The sequence below is a fragment of the Alteromonas aquimaris genome, from assembly GCF_026183695.1.
In the GTDB taxonomy this organism is placed as follows: domain Bacteria; phylum Pseudomonadota; class Gammaproteobacteria; order Enterobacterales; family Alteromonadaceae; genus Alteromonas; species Alteromonas aquimaris.
Window position 1 is genome coordinate 57,432 of sequence record NZ_JAPFRD010000005.1, and the last position, 13,856, is coordinate 71,287.

The 13,856-nt window shown below is 43.6% G+C and carries 14 protein-coding genes; 4 read left to right on the forward strand and 10 right to left on the reverse strand.

Features of this window, described 5'->3' with window-relative positions:
- Positions 1-2 precede the first annotated feature (2 nt).
- A complete protein-coding gene (galU, locus tag OPS25_RS03250; RefSeq protein WP_265616228.1) occupies positions 3-896 on the forward strand; it encodes a UTP--glucose-1-phosphate uridylyltransferase GalU in 894 nt (297 codons plus the stop codon).
- Between the two features lie 40 nt (positions 897-936).
- On the opposite strand, the gene OPS25_RS03255 is transcribed toward galU, so the two are convergent.
- The 7 genes from OPS25_RS03255 to queF all read right to left on the reverse strand — a co-directional run bounded on the left by OPS25_RS03255 (position 937) and on the right by queF (position 8,524).
- Positions 937-1,248: a ComEA family DNA-binding protein gene (locus OPS25_RS03255; protein ID WP_265616229.1), complete on the reverse strand. Its 312-nt coding sequence runs from the start codon at positions 1,246-1,248 to the stop codon at positions 937-939.
- Between the two features lie 94 nt (positions 1,249-1,342).
- On the reverse strand, positions 1,343-2,350 hold the full coding sequence (locus OPS25_RS03260; RefSeq protein WP_265616230.1) for an isocitrate dehydrogenase: 1,008 nt from the start codon (positions 2,348-2,350) through the stop codon (positions 1,343-1,345).
- Between the two features lie 284 nt (positions 2,351-2,634).
- Positions 2,635-4,281 carry a hypothetical protein gene (locus tag OPS25_RS03265; RefSeq protein ID WP_265616231.1) on the reverse strand — a complete coding sequence of 549 codons (1,647 nt, stop codon included), beginning with the start codon at positions 4,279-4,281 and terminating at the stop codon, positions 2,635-2,637.
- Between the two features lie 5 nt (positions 4,282-4,286).
- Positions 4,287-4,661 carry a DUF3192 domain-containing protein gene (locus OPS25_RS03270; RefSeq protein WP_265616655.1) on the reverse strand — a complete coding sequence of 125 codons (375 nt, stop codon included), beginning with the start codon at positions 4,659-4,661 and terminating at the stop codon, positions 4,287-4,289.
- Between the two features lie 79 nt (positions 4,662-4,740).
- On the reverse strand, positions 4,741-6,105 hold the full coding sequence (gene ppnN / locus OPS25_RS03275; RefSeq protein ID WP_265616232.1) for a nucleotide 5'-monophosphate nucleosidase PpnN: 1,365 nt from the start codon (positions 6,103-6,105) through the stop codon (positions 4,741-4,743).
- A complete protein-coding gene (locus OPS25_RS03280) occupies positions 6,105-7,616 on the reverse strand; it encodes a GGDEF domain-containing protein (RefSeq protein WP_265616233.1) in 1,512 nt (503 codons plus the stop codon). Before OPS25_RS03280 ends, ppnN begins: the two co-directional genes overlap by 1 nt.
- Before the next feature lie 59 nt (positions 7,617-7,675).
- Positions 7,676-8,524: an NADPH-dependent 7-cyano-7-deazaguanine reductase QueF gene (queF, locus tag OPS25_RS03285; RefSeq protein WP_265616235.1), complete on the reverse strand. Its 849-nt coding sequence runs from the start codon at positions 8,522-8,524 to the stop codon at positions 7,676-7,678.
- Between the two features lie 113 nt (positions 8,525-8,637).
- Between queF and syd the strand changes: the two genes are divergently transcribed.
- Complete coding sequence (gene syd, locus OPS25_RS03290; protein ID WP_265616236.1) at positions 8,638-9,186, forward strand: SecY-interacting protein; 549 nt, start codon at positions 8,638-8,640, stop codon at positions 9,184-9,186.
- 285 nt (positions 9,187-9,471) lie between these two features.
- On the opposite strand, the gene OPS25_RS03295 is transcribed toward syd, so the two are convergent.
- Positions 9,472-9,762, reverse strand: coding sequence for a hypothetical protein (locus OPS25_RS03295; RefSeq protein ID WP_265616237.1), 291 nt, complete (start codon positions 9,760-9,762; stop codon positions 9,472-9,474).
- Between the two features lie 209 nt (positions 9,763-9,971).
- On the opposite strand from OPS25_RS03295, the gene OPS25_RS03300 reads away from it, so the two are divergent.
- Positions 9,972-10,334, forward strand: a complete 363-nt coding sequence (locus OPS25_RS03300; protein WP_265616238.1) for a DUF3192 domain-containing protein — start codon at positions 9,972-9,974, stop codon at positions 10,332-10,334.
- Between the two features lie 239 nt (positions 10,335-10,573).
- Positions 10,574-11,221, forward strand: coding sequence for a GNAT family N-acetyltransferase (locus OPS25_RS03305; RefSeq protein WP_265616239.1), 648 nt, complete (start codon positions 10,574-10,576; stop codon positions 11,219-11,221).
- Between the two features lie 1,222 nt (positions 11,222-12,443).
- On the opposite strand, the gene OPS25_RS03310 is transcribed toward OPS25_RS03305, so the two are convergent.
- Together OPS25_RS03310 and OPS25_RS03315 are read right to left on the reverse strand one after the other, a co-directional pair.
- On the reverse strand, positions 12,444-12,749 hold the full coding sequence (locus tag OPS25_RS03310) for a DUF3301 domain-containing protein (protein ID WP_265616240.1): 306 nt from the start codon (positions 12,747-12,749) through the stop codon (positions 12,444-12,446).
- Positions 12,746-13,798: a DUF3549 family protein gene (locus OPS25_RS03315; RefSeq protein WP_265616241.1), complete on the reverse strand. Its 1,053-nt coding sequence runs from the start codon at positions 13,796-13,798 to the stop codon at positions 12,746-12,748. The genes OPS25_RS03310 and OPS25_RS03315 overlap by 4 nt, the downstream gene beginning before the upstream one ends.
- Between the last annotated feature and the right edge of the window lie 58 nt (positions 13,799-13,856).

Sequence of the window (13,856 nt, forward strand, 5' to 3'; positions counted from 1 at the left end):
ACATGAGTCAGGTGAAAAAAGCGGTAATTCCAGTAGCGGGTTTAGGAACACGAATGCTTCCTGCAACAAAGGCAATACCAAAAGAGATGTTGCCGTTAGTGGATAAACCTTTGATTCAATACGTTGTGAAAGAGTGTGTGCAGGCTGGAATAAAAGAAATCATTCTAGTTACTCATGCGAGTAAGAACAGTATAGAAAATCATTTTGATACTTCTTTTGAGTTGGAAGCCACCCTTGAAAAGCGAGTAAAAAGGCAGTTACTTGAAGAGGTGCAGTCGATATGTCCCAAAGACGTCACCATTATGCATGTTAGGCAAGGGCATGCAAATGGCTTAGGTCATGCTATTTTAGCCGCCCAGCCCCTTGTTGGTGATGCACCATTTGCAGTGGTGCTGCCTGATGTAATTATCGACGATGCAGCCAGTGACCCACGCAAAGATAATCTTGCTGATATGGTCGCGAAATTTAACACGTCTCGAGTGAGTCAGGTTATGGTTGAGCAAGTTCCGCAAGAAAATATAACCAAGTTTGGTATTGTGGACTTGGAGGGGGCGTCAATTAAACCTGGTGAGTCAGCCAAGATTCATCGTATGGTGGAAAAACCAAGTCTCGACGAAGCGCCCTCAGATTTAGCCATTGTAGGACGCTATGTGCTGTCTGAAAAGGTTTGGGATCTTCTTGAATTTACTCCTCCAGGAGCAGGTGGAGAAATCCAATTAACTGACGCTATTGATGCTTTGATGAAACTCGAACAAGTGGATGCCTATTACATGAAGGGTAAAAGTCACGATTGCGGCTCAAAACTGGGTTATATGAAAGCTAATGTAGAATATGCGTTACGACATCCAGCATTAAAGGATGAATTTAAAACCTATTTATCGTCACTTAATTGTTAGCATAGTCAGCCGATAGCGCCACGCTATCGGCTCTTATTATTTATCTTACTTCAATCTTATCCGCGATTTTTTCTAGCATTTTCTTGCCAATACCTCGCACTTCGGTCAATTGTTCAATTTCCAAAAATCGCCCTTTCTCTTCACGATAGTCGATAATAGCCTGCGCCTTGCTGGCACCGATCCCTGGCAACGCTTTCAGTTGCTCGAGACTTGCAGTATTCAGATCGAGAAGGCCGTTGGCCGTGCTGACCGCAGCAACCTCACTTTCCAGCGGCGCCGCAATTGTTGACATTGTCGCTATACAGGGTATTAGAGAAAGAGAGATAAGTAGAGGGGATATCAATTTTTTCATTTTTCTTCCTTGGTCAAAATTAAATTCGTACACATGTACAAATGAATCTTAACCAAGGAATAAAATGTGACCAGATCAGTTTAAGTACAGTTTTTTAAAGCCTGTCTAAAACTGCTTGAGTAAACTCAGTGGTACCATGTTCGCCACCTAAGTCGCGAGTAGTTCGATCGCCACTTTCTATGACATCTTTCAAAGCGCTGCGAATTTTTTCAGCTTTATCTGCCATTTTCAAATACTCCAGCATCTGAATGGCTGCCAAAATGACCGATGTGGGGTTAGCAAGATTTTTACCTGCAATATCAGGTGCCGAACCGTGCACCGCTTCAAACACGGCACATTCCTCGCCGATATTTGCACCGGGTGCCATTCCAAGGCCACCCACCAGACCTGCGCATAAGTCAGATATGATATCGCCGAATAGATTGGTAGTCACAATGACATCGAATTGATGGGGATTCATCACCAATTGCATGCATGTATTGTCAACAATCATTTCCGTTGATTCAATATCAGGGTAGCGCTCACCTACTTCTCGTGCCACTTTTAAAAACAAGCCCGAGGTGGATTTAAGAATGTTCGCTTTGTGAACCGCGGTGACTTTCTTGCGTCCTTCCCGACGAGCAAGTTCATATGCAAATGTGACGATTTTCTCAGCACCATCTCGGGTAATTTTGCTCATGGCTTCTGCTTCATTGCCATCTTCTGAGATAGTCTGCCCAAGACCTGAATACATCCCTTGAGTATTTTCGCGTACGGTAATGATGTCGATATCTTCATAGCGCGCTTTTGTGCCCTTGAAAGATAATACCGGGCGTACATTTGCATACAATTTAAATTGTTTACGCAGGCTGACATTTATCGACGTGAAACCTTCACCCACGGGTGTCGTTAGAGGACCTTTTAACGCAACTTTGTTTTTTGCTATTAAATCTAAGGTTTGCTGGGGAAGTAATTCCCCATGTTTTTCTAGTGCGACAAGCCCTGCATCCGCATAATCGTAAGCGAAATTACAACCCACCTTGTCTAGGATCTGAGTAGTAGCGTCAATAATATCGGGGCCGATACCATCACCACGAATGACAGTTACGCGTTGTTGCGCCATGAGGAGTTATCCTTTATTAAATGTTTCTGAATAAATGGTAATCCAGCTTACTGGGGAATCAAGTAACAATGCTGGTTTTAATGATATGCTCAGTGACCAATTAACCATTATCGTAAGTTGTGTAGTTAAAACACTATGACGAGCTAACGATGTCACTTGCAAAATTGGACGCTATTCTAACTAAACAAGGCGATGAAGCCTAGCCCATAGGCAGGAGAAATATCATATTTATGCAAGGTTCCTGGGTATGGATGAAAAAAGGCCGACGTTGCAGGGCTTACATTTCACGACTGATTAAGCGGTAACCATATATGATGACCAAGTTGGTGTTGAATGGTAAGCAGTAACCCGTCATCGATACCTAACTCTTTTTTGGCTTGCGTATCAAATTCATGGGTCAACTCACAATAATGGGGCGTATTCCATAGCCACTGCCTGGCGAGGGATAAAGATAATCCTAGTATACTAACTGCTTGACGAATTCGTTGATGGCACTGATCAGGGAGGCGGTTTGATTCATTGACTGCGGCCAGCAAGCTGCTGCTTTGATGCCAGCCGCTCAGTAATTGCACACTCTGTTGTCTTATTGATCTTTCCGCGGCCGGAGCGAGTGAATCAGGATTATAAAGGTGGGTGGCAGCGGGGCGCCAGTTTAAGGCAATTTTAAGTCCAGTAATGGAGAAAATCGGGGCGATTGCAAACGTAACTAATAATGAGGCGCGCTGTGGGGTTATATTTGCATCGGTTTCGTAGCTAATTAGCGCTGCGAGTGTGGAAGTAAGAAAAAGTAGACGTTGGCAAAGCGATGAGATGGGGAATTTTTTTTGTGTTAATCGTTGATAAAGGGCCTGCTGAATCAGCATGTCTCCCACACGCTCCATGCCATATGTTAAAACCGCTTGTTTAACATCATGCACGGGTAACTTCATCCTATTATCGTTGGAGGCCGAAGCAGTTAGAAACTGGGCGAGTAAGGGCTCTTGCTTTATGTGTTCGCACAATAATGTAATGTCAGTTTCTGTACCTTTAAGCAAGTCGATTATTGTCAATAGTTTTGAAGGAGGGCGATTAAGCGCAAAGGAGGGCGTAAAAGGCCACATGGTGGTTTTTGCTTGTAGACCCAAATTCTCAGACCATTTTTTGAACTTTTTAAATTCCACTGATTGCGGGCACTTAAGTAGGGATATGCCATCGCTTCTGGCCCACTTTAAAGTGTCTGCTTTCGTGTTTGCGGGAAGTGGCAAATAAGCAATTTTGTGTTTTTCACGCACTAAAATTACCGCAGTGTCGTTATCTATATTAACCACCCTGCCAGGTAGCCATACGCCGGGAAATTGTGCCCAATTACGGATCGTGTCCAATAGGTTAGGTGAGGCAGCATGGGTTAGAAGTCGAAAAATGGAAAGCATTTCTTTGTGCGGTAAATGTCTAGCCACTACACATGCGGATAATAGATATTGCTGTCGGTATGATAGTCTGGCAGAGGATAAGTGTCGAAATGCCTGTCTGCGGGTGAGTAATCTGGCAATTCTGATGGTTTCTTTCCAGATGGAAAGACCAAGAGACTGAAAATAACGAACGAGTGACTTTAGCTCCGGCTTAGTGTCGTAATTTTCCCTGGCATGCATGATCACAAACGTACAAATAAAACTTGCTATAAGGTGCTGAGCGAAATGCTCATTAAATTTATCACGTCGCGTAGTAATACTGAGAAACAGGGCGCCACGTAAACAAACAGGGGAAGGGGAGGATTCCAGCAGCTTGCTGGATAATAACGCCAGCACAAGCTGAGGCTGCTGCCGACTGGCCTCCAGACATTGCTTCGCTACTGCCAGACAACGATTAACAAAAGTTTTACTGCAATATTCTTGCTGCGATTCAAACAATTGCTCATAGGCGCAGAGCAAGGGCTGCTCATCAAAGTCAAACACAAGCTCTAAGATTGTTGAAAGCTTTGATAAGCACCTTCTCCCCAGGCAATCAGCTTATCATTTTCAAAAAGTAAGGGCGTGCACTCATCCAACGTTGTCATGCCATCAGCACGAACGTGATGGGTACGATAAAACATCACTTGGACGGAACTTCCTTTTTCCATTCTTGCTTCGGTTATGTCTGGCGAACCTAACAGTGCAAGTACTTCGTCCAGCGTACTACCTAGCCTTAGTTTGGTAATTTGAACTTTGTTATATTCTTCCCGATCTTTCCAGTCCATGTTTTCTGGTTTATCTGGATAGAAGGATATCACCAAAAAAACAAATAAAGCGTAAGCGCTCGCACCTAATAAAATTAATTTAAAAACATTACTATTCATCAGCGTTGTCCGTTTCAGGATTAACGGAAGTTTACCTTCTTCAAAAAAATTAAACAGGGTGAAATCGTAACAAAATTCATCAGTCACCTTGGCTAATGGTGTAGCATGGCTCATATTCAGAACCAGGCAGCTTCATCCGTTGCTGAGCGACAAAGGATTGTAGCATGCTGTCAATGCGTCCCATAAGTTCAGCTTCACCAGTAAGCTTAAATGGACCCTGCTGCTTTATCTGTCTTATCCCTTCGGCTTTCACATTGCCGGCAACAATGCCAGAAAACGCTTTGCGCAGCACCACAGCAAGATCAGCCACCGGTTGATCACGATGTAAGGCTAAGGCACCCATAGACTCATGGGTGGGTACAAAGGGATGCTGAAAAGCTTCGTCAATTTTTAATGACCAGTTATAGCTAAACGCATCTCCCATTGCGCGACGATATTTTTCAACCCTTTCAAGTCCTTGTCTCATTGACTGGGCAACTTCCGTAGGGTTATCAATAATAATCTGATATTTACTTTGTGCTTTTTTACCCAGAGTGGCGGCCACAAAATCGTCTATGGCAGAGAAATAGGCTTCTGAGCCGGCGGGACCGGTAAGAATTACTGGAAATGGCTGCTGCGCATTGCGTTCGTTCATGAGGATACCCAGCAGATACAATAATTCCTCGGCAGTGCCTACTCCTCCAGGGAAAATTATAATACCGTGGGCGATCCTGACAAACGCTTCCAAGCGTTTTTCTATATCCGGCATAATTACAAGCTCATTCACAATAGCGTTTGGAGGCTCAGCTGCGATGATGCTGGGTTCTGATATGCCGATATAACGTCCCTGTTTATATCGTTGTTTAGCGTGACCAATAGCAGCTCCTTTCATAGGCCCTTTCATCGCACCCGGACCACACCCGGTACAAATATTAAGTTTGCGCAATCCCATCTGATATCCCACTTCCTTGGTGTATTTATACTCATGCATCTTAATGGAGTGGCCTCCCCAGCATACTATGGTATTGAGATTGTCGTTTCCTTCCAAAGCCTGAGCATGCCGCAGCATATCAAATACCATGTCTGAGATATTAACACCGTCGATTGGCGCTGCTTTATGTAAAAAAGCATATTTATTGCCCATGTACAGTAAATCACGTAGTACCGCGAAAAGGTGCTCGTGAACACCTCTAACTAACTTGCCGTCTACAAACGCAACTTCAGGCGGGTTAATGAGTTCAATTTTGACGCCTCGTTCCCGGCGTACCAGTTTCACATCGAAGTTATCATAGGGGGCGAAAAGTATTTCGTAGTTGTCTTCATCTACGCCACTATTGAGTACCGCCAGACAACAATTACGAAACATGTCATAAAGTGCGCTATTGGCGGTATCTTCTAATTTGGCTACTTCCACCTGGGAAAGCTGGCTCATCCACCCGACAGGGTTAAGTTGCACTTTTTTCATTAAATAGTTTCCTGATCAATCATTACGCAATTTCTGCCTGAATGTTTGGCACGATAAAGAAGGCGGTCTGCCCGCTCAAACATAGCGGAAGGGGTTTCACCTACGCGGTAACAAGTTCCTCCAAAAGACGCAGTAAGCGATATTTTTTCTTGACGAAACTTAAGGGGAAGCTTGGATAGGGAGACTCGTATTTTCTCCAGCTTAACTTTCAACTCTTTCGTGTCGGTTTCAGGAAAGAGCAGTACAAATTCTTCGCCTCCCCAACGTGCGATAAAATCTTTAGTCTGAAGCGATGACTTAAGGTGTTTGCCTACAATTTGTAATGTTTTATCGCCTGCCGCATGACCAAACTTATCATTGATTGACTTAAAGTAGTCTATATCGACCACGGCAAGGGCTAATGGCGTTTTTTTATCGATGGCGAGCTGACACTCTTTTTCTACCCGCTCATCATACGCTTTTCGATTACCAAGTTTGGTTAGCGCATCTGTCTGGGTAGACACGATTTGTTCAGCCAGCTTCTTACGATAATGCTGAGTTTGTTTTTGTAATTTGATTAATTGCCCCTGCATAGCGCTGAGCAAGGTCATCAATTCGGCTTGTTCCTTTTGCTCAGCCTCTTCTCGCTCTGACAATGTAGAAGCCATGCTGGAAAGGTACGCCTGCGCTTGTTTTTTTAGCTTTTCCAAAGACTCAGCCTGTCTAAGCTGGTCTTCAATGGAGTCCAGTTTAGCCTTGATTTCCTGATGGCTGGACTGGCGAGCAGCAAAATTAGATTGTGATCGTTCGATACTTTGGCTGACGTTTTCCTGAATGTCGCCCAATGCATTGTGTAAGCTTTGAATGACTTTACCGGACAAGCTCGCTTCAGATAAGGAATCTTGAACTACCATGCGAACAATGGCGATACAGGATTGCAACAGTTCGTCTTCAGTCATGCCTTTTTTAAGCTTGGCTCTTAGTGCCTGTAATTGCACATCCTCCGGGTTTTTACTGGTATAGGTGTCAATTAACTGACTCAATTCGTCCAAAATGGCTTTTTGCAAGGCTAAGGTCGACGTCGAGACATTGCGTGCTGCGTAAGTATCTTCGCTGTCAACATTTGATGCATATTGGAACAGTTGCAGCACTTTATTGCATAAAGACTGCAGCACGAACAAAGATTGCACCGGTTGATTGAGAGAAATTAGGATTTGGGCACTTTCTTTGGTAAGAGCCGGTTCACTAATTAATAAGTGTTGCAGCTTTTTAACCGCCTCTTCCAATTGCGAAAGCGTATCAGCGGTATACTTACGGACAGTAAGATCGGCTAAACGTAAAGTTTTATTTAATTTTTTCACGCTTACCGCGGCAAGCGTGAAATCGGGTCTGCCAGATAAGTGCCCGCGCAATTTTTGTAATTCTGTATCTATGTCGGGAGAAAACCCTTCATAAAATTTTGATAGACGAATTATAAATTGTGCAAGTAGTTCGCTGTGCTGCTTTAACGACTGCAAACTTTTCTCTTCCATTTACATCCTTTGATTATTTCGTCAACAGCTCTTTTGCTAACTTTAACGCAGATTAGTTTCTATTGCCTGGCTAATCGATGATTATTGTAGGTATTTTCAAAATTCGAGCGGAAAGGGTTTATGTCTAATCCGCCCCGTCGTGTATAACGAGCAAAAACAGTTAGTTGCTTAGGTTCACAATGTTCCATTAGATCACAAAAAATTCGCTCCACGCATTGTTCGTGAAATTCATTATGCTGACGAAAACTAATTAAGTAGGCCAATAACGCTTCGTGATTTATTTTTTTGCCCGAATAACGTATTAAAATACTCGCCCAATCTGGTTGCTGCGTAATCAAACAGTTAGATTTCAAAAGGTGACTGATTAAGGTTTCACTTACCTGCTCACTGCTGGTTTGAAGTAGATTAGCATCAGGATGGTAAGTCTTTACGTTGATATCGAGATCGTCAATTAACGTGCCTTCCCACCTGGCAAATTCCAATTGTGTAAAATTACGTGGAGTAAAAATCTCTACGCGGACGGGTGCTGCAGCGCACTCGCTTAAATCTTTACTCAGCGTCGCCCTGACATCTTCCACCGAATCGAATTCGCTTTGGTTAAAACTATTAAGATACAACTTGAACGACTTAGACTCGATAATATTGGGAGAGGTCACGGGTACGAAACAATCAAATATCGCCACTTGAGGTTTTCCTGAGGGCAGTAGCCAGGACAATTCGTAACCGGTCCAGATATCTTCTCCATGAAAGGGGAGGTTGTCGGCGCTAATCGACAATGAATCGCGATTTAATGTCCGTGGCACAGACTGCAACAGTGATGGATTGTAGATACTCTCGTATCCCACGGTCTTGCCCAGGGTTAGATGTGTGGGTAATGCAAAGGGTGCGGGTGATTGTCTGTGGCTCATAAATTGGAAATTTTCTCTTACCATTACGTTTAAAATAGAGGTGTCCTGATGTCAGGAAACATAAAATTTGCTAGGGTTAGTTAACTAAATAATACCATGGTGAAACTAATTATATGTCAGATGACATTAAAGGTCAGTTAGAGAGATTGATTCAGGAAACCCTTGCGATAAGTCAAAAGCGCAGTCAGCCCTTAACTATCGAGTATGATAAGCAATGGCAATCTCCGTGTTATCAGGAAGAAGCGGAGCAGGGGCAACTCGTTTCCTGGACGCCAGTGTTACAGCAAGGCGAATGCTCATTCTCTCAGCTTGAAAAGGCGCTGGAACTCACTTTGGATCCTCAATTCTGTCGTTACTTTACGCAGTATTTCAGCGACAACCTTTCAGCGCAGGCACCTGATGGGAGGTGTGAGCTGTTACAAGTCTGGAATGTGCATGATTTTGAACGCTTACAGGAGAACCTGATCGGACATGTACTGATGAAACGGCGGCTAAAACAACCCGTCACCCTGTTTTTTGGATTAACCGACGAAGAGGATTTTCTGTTGTCCGTCGAAAACGAAACCGGCAATGTGGTACTTGAGCCGGTAGGTAAACCTGCCACGCGGATCCTAGCTCCTTCATTGGGGGCATTTCTTTCCTCGTTGCAGGCTGCCGAGTAAAGCGTGGTGCACGTTTTATCACTTCGCAGGGATTTGAGCTCACGTAGCGCGTGAGCCTTTCTAATTTTGACGAACCCATTTTGTGACGGTTTGATGGCGTCAAGTCGAACAGTATTGGAGCCGCACAAAATTTGAACAAAGCGCGCACCCAGGGAGACAGGACATCCACCTACTCTGCTTAAAGTTGGCTCGTAAGTTCCTGCCATCCTGGTTTTTTTAGCTATTTTGACCTGATCAACTGAATTCCCTTATCTCTGAGCTGACCACAGACCATGCGGGTTAATATTAGGTTTTATCAGGGCCGCGTTTCTCGATTCTGGCTACAACGGCTTCAAGTTCCGCCACGCGCTTTTCAAGTTGAGCTATTCTTTCAGCAGGACTAGCCGCCACCTCTGATTTTCTCTCGCTTACCACTTCTTCCCCAGATTGAAATGCTCTCACGGCTGTGATGGCATCGGCGATACTGGTTTGAAACGGTGCCTTCGCTCTGATCATAGAAGCGGTTGGCTTAATGCCTTTTTCATTTAACTGCTTACAGATAGTAAGTAAAGAGTGGTGAATGCTAAGCTCTTGCATTAAAAATGGACAGTTCTTGAGTAACCCTCATTCGACTATGCAATAAGCGAAACTTTAAATCCACTATATAATGGCGAATATGACTAATATTTTATTTTCTTCACAGTTTGTTGTATCTGGTATGGCTGGTATATCTTTAAAATTCAATCAGTTAAAAGTTGGCCCTTTATTTGATTAGATAGTGGAAAATAATGACATAAGGATAGACAATGAAATTTTTCCCTCTTCTTTTAGCACTATCGGCCCCCCCCTTCCTGACAGGTTGTGTCATTTCGGTTGGTGGGGATGGAGATAGCGGTTACAGCTCAGATTGGCAAGAACGCGAATATAATAATCGAAAACATATTGCCAACCTCGAACGCGATATGGCTTACGAATCGGTCGTGCGAAGAATGGGTGTGGCAGATTTTAACGAGCTTCATCAAAAAGAAGATGGCGTGGTTCGCGTACTCTATTACCGAACGCAACGCACCATGGATGACGGAGTGACTTCTAAAGATGAGTGCACACCGCTCGTCTTTCGAGATGGCCGCTTAATCGGCTGGGGTGAAAAAGCCTACGCAGAAATTTAAGCTTTGAGAAAATCCCTCCTCTAGGAGGGATTTTCCTTTTATTTCCTTCCATTCTCGCCAACCTATCGACGTCAGTTGTGGACATTTTTTCATCACAACTCTATAGTACTTACTCTTAACATTTGTTTAACATTCAAGCTGCGGTTTTGAGGGTTCAGTCAATATCGCGGAGCAACCAAATTTTATTACGTGCGGTTATCCCTGCATGTAGCTTATTGCGAGTTTCAAAAGGAAAGCCCATGTCCAATGCTGCTTTAGCCGAACTAGACGTCAACTCAATAAAAGCCATTTTTCTTTCTGCAGATGATTTAAAAGTAGCGGCATCTATTTTATATAATGCCTATTTCGACGATCCTCTCTTTATTGATATTTTTCAGGCTGAAAAAGAAGGTTATGAAAACAGGCTTCGCTCAGCTATTCGGGAAGAACTGAATGCATTCTGGGTGGCCAAACAGCCCATGATTGGGTTATTTGACGGCACGCGCTTATTGGCGGTGGCATGCCTTACTTCGCCGGATGTGGCGTTTGGGGCGGGACGTTACTGGCATTGGCGATTAAAAATGTTACTTACAGCAGGTTTATTTGGAACTCGTCAAATGATTGAAAAAGAGGAAAGAGTACGCAGTAAAATGCCGGCTGAGCATTTCCACATGTTGTCCTTTATTGCTGTTCATCCCGATCATCAGCATCATGGGTTAGGGCATCTCTTAATGGGGGCCATAGATAGTGTGTTACATGAGGATCCGAAAAGCGAAGGCGTCGGCGTTTATGTCACCCTTCCAAAGTGCCTCTCATTTTTCGCTGACGGACATTACGAATTCGTTGAGGATTTAGCAGTGGGTCATATCATTGGCCAGATTATGTTTCGTCGTAAGGAAAGTCAGTAATTGGTGGAAAGCGGCAAACTGCTCATACAGACTTCCATTTACGTAAAATGTGTTGAAGCATGACTTGCGTGGAAAGGTGGACGTGCAAGAGCAAGTAACCTCATAAAAAGCGAGGATTAAATTTTCTACGATACTATTGGTATCATATCTGCTTAATGTCACTATGTTTATGAAGGCGAGTAGCTGTTTAATTTTCTTGGCCCATCGCACGGGCTTGACGTGGCCCCTATCCCAACCCGTTTAAAATATAAGGATCGCTTACAAAGATCCTTCCTGCGCAACCACCGGTACATTATTTACTATGAGAATGACTCAACCGTTCGATGTAAGACATGTCGTACAAAGTTGTAAGAATTTTGTATCAAATCACTGCAGCTTTCTTTATTAAAATTTATAACTGAATGATTATTAATAAAATTTAATTTTACTCGTTTGGTAAGATGAAATTTATTTAAAAAAGTAGGTCGCGCAAAATGTGGCAGAGACTAATATAGATAATGTCACAAGGAAACACGATGAGTCAGGAAGACAAAAGGATACTTCGGAAGGACAACTCGAGGATTGAGAATACCACGACTGGATGTCAGGTGATAGGGAGATAGAAGGAAAGGGACGGCGCAATGGACGATGCGCATAGGACACTTTCAGGGTGAAGGCGCTGCATATTGATGGGCAGTATCCTAGGGATGAAGGGAGTAGCATGGATTGCGCGGATGGACCACTTCAGGATGAAGATTGCTATTGCTGGGATGAGTAGCTAAATAATGGAATAAAGGAAAGGGACCCGCTTAAGGATGAGTGGCTCGCACAGGATTTTGTGAGATAAGAAGGAAAGGGGCGTATAGGGATTTTAATCTGGATGATTTTAGTCGCAATGGATCGCTGAGAAGGACGCTCAAAATTCATAGAAAAAGCGGTAGTATATACTACCGCTTTTTTTATTTATTGTGTCCCGTCCTATAAACGCTCAACCTGTTTTAGGACGACACATTGAGTAATGCACTATTGTGTCCCTGCGCAAACTGCTTATTTGGCATTTATATTACACGTTACCCCTGCAGGTCTAATGGCAGTGCCACAGATAGCAATCCGCTCTGACAAAATACATTGCTTTTCCAGCCAGTCACACTAGAACTCGTTAGTGTGTACTGCGCAACGATGCATCTCATTTTCACTATTTAGCGGATGGTTGAAGCGCGTAGCCGCAAAAAATGCATGAGTTTTAATTCATCCGGTGAGCTGGAGTATACGTACTCACTACTCGCTTACCGACCATTTCAATAGAACCTGTGTAACGGTCATCGCCGGTCCCGGAAAACTCAAACTCAAATTCGCTATACCAATCCAATGGACCAGACTTTGTTGAAATTCGTGTTCTTCTTCGGGAGAGCGAGAGCAGCTGTAATTGATTTTTCTTGCAATAATAAGAGACATACGCGTAGGCAGCTTCAGAAATACTGCGAATGCGCCAGAACTGAAAGGCTACAAATACAATAATTAATAGTAAGATTAATTCACTTAAACTCATTGCTTAGCGTGTCCTTGGGTTTGACTGAACAGTCTCCCTATTGCTTGACTGAGTATTTCGCAGCGTTCGGGGCTGCGTAAAAGGCTCAAAACAGACGTGCGTAAAGCAGGTAGTTGCACTAAATCGGAAAAGAATCCTGCGAATAACGCGCCATCATAATTCTCTTGCTGATCAAATTGTGCACATAAAGTGAGAAAACGTTGGACCAACGCGGGCGTAAACTGGGTGTAGTGTCGCGCAGCCAGAATGCTAAGTGTGTCCATATTGAGGACGTCCTCATTTTGCATCACTTGCGAAATAACTTGCTGGAGTCTGGGGGAAGCTGTTTCTGAATGCAGCGCCTGCAGCGCTGCATGGAATGTTTCTGGGTCACTTTTATCCAATTCAGTCTTGACCACACCAAACAGTCCATCATTCAGCAACGTATTTTCCAATGATTCCAGAAGCGCCTTTTTCACAGGATTAGGATAGCTATCGAAGTGCTTACAAATGATAGGTTCAAGCTTATATTCATTCAAACGCAGACAACTATCTGCAATACCTTGAACCGATAGGTCCTGCCAGTTGACGCTCGCTTTTTGCTGGAAATAATACACCGCCTTTTTAGTGTCTTCACTGGCAGGTAAATTAAGTGTTTTTCGACATAACGCTCCAAATTGTGCCATGAGTAGCTGAGCTGGCTTAAATACGTAAGGGTTATCTGGCAATTCAAAGGCTTGGTTGTTATTCGCTAAACTTTCTCCCAATGCTTCTACCACAATTTGTAAAAAGTGATTGCGGGCGGCGCAAATTATGAGGCCACGCTCATCAATTGGAAGCTTAACGAACCAGATAAAATGCGATTGAGAAGCTTCACCTTGCCAGAAAACTATGCCAAACCAAGCATGTTGTTGACGTGGGCGGGGGACGACTTCACTCGCACTTTCCCAGTTTAAGAATGTTTGAGTCGGGATGGGCTGAACCCCTCGTCCCATATCGAACACCTGAAAATTGGTGCCTGCATGGAGCAGAAACTCGCTTATTGAATTGATATCTGCTGGCGAAGTCAACGTTCCCCCTTACTACTTTTCAACTAAAACCGCAGTTATTCTACCAGTAAAAACATAA

Bases quoted from the DNA above. Each gene is read 5' to 3' on its own strand.
- OPS25_RS03280 (WP_265616233.1), bottom strand. From the start codon at position 7,616: ATGGAAGAGAAAAGTTTGCAGTCGTTAAAGCAGCACAGCGAACTACTT.
- OPS25_RS03310 (WP_265616240.1), bottom strand. From the start codon at position 12,749: ATGAGTTTAAGTGAATTAATCTTACTATTAATTATTGTATTTGTAGCC.
- OPS25_RS03295 (WP_265616237.1), bottom strand. From the start codon at position 9,762: ATGCAAGAGCTTAGCATTCACCACTCTTTACTTACTATCTGTAAGCAG.
- syd (WP_265616236.1), top strand. From the start codon at position 8,638: ATGTCAGATGACATTAAAGGTCAGTTAGAGAGATTGATTCAGGAAACC.
- galU (WP_265616228.1), top strand. From the start codon at position 3: ATGAGTCAGGTGAAAAAAGCGGTAATTCCAGTAGCGGGTTTAGGAACA.
- ppnN (WP_265616232.1), bottom strand. From the start codon at position 6,105: ATGAAAAAAGTGCAACTTAACCCTGTCGGGTGGATGAGCCAGCTTTCC.
- queF (WP_265616235.1), bottom strand. From the start codon at position 8,524: ATGAGCCACAGACAATCACCCGCACCCTTTGCATTACCCACACATCTA.
- OPS25_RS03305 (WP_265616239.1), top strand. From the start codon at position 10,574: ATGTCCAATGCTGCTTTAGCCGAACTAGACGTCAACTCAATAAAAGCC.
- OPS25_RS03255 (WP_265616229.1), bottom strand. From the start codon at position 1,248: ATGAAAAAATTGATATCCCCTCTACTTATCTCTCTTTCTCTAATACCC.
- OPS25_RS03260 (WP_265616230.1), bottom strand. From the start codon at position 2,350: ATGGCGCAACAACGCGTAACTGTCATTCGTGGTGATGGTATCGGCCCC.
- OPS25_RS03300 (WP_265616238.1), top strand. From the start codon at position 9,972: ATGAAATTTTTCCCTCTTCTTTTAGCACTATCGGCCCCCCCCTTCCTG.
- OPS25_RS03270 (WP_265616655.1), bottom strand. From the start codon at position 4,661: ATGAATAGTAATGTTTTTAAATTAATTTTATTAGGTGCGAGCGCTTAC.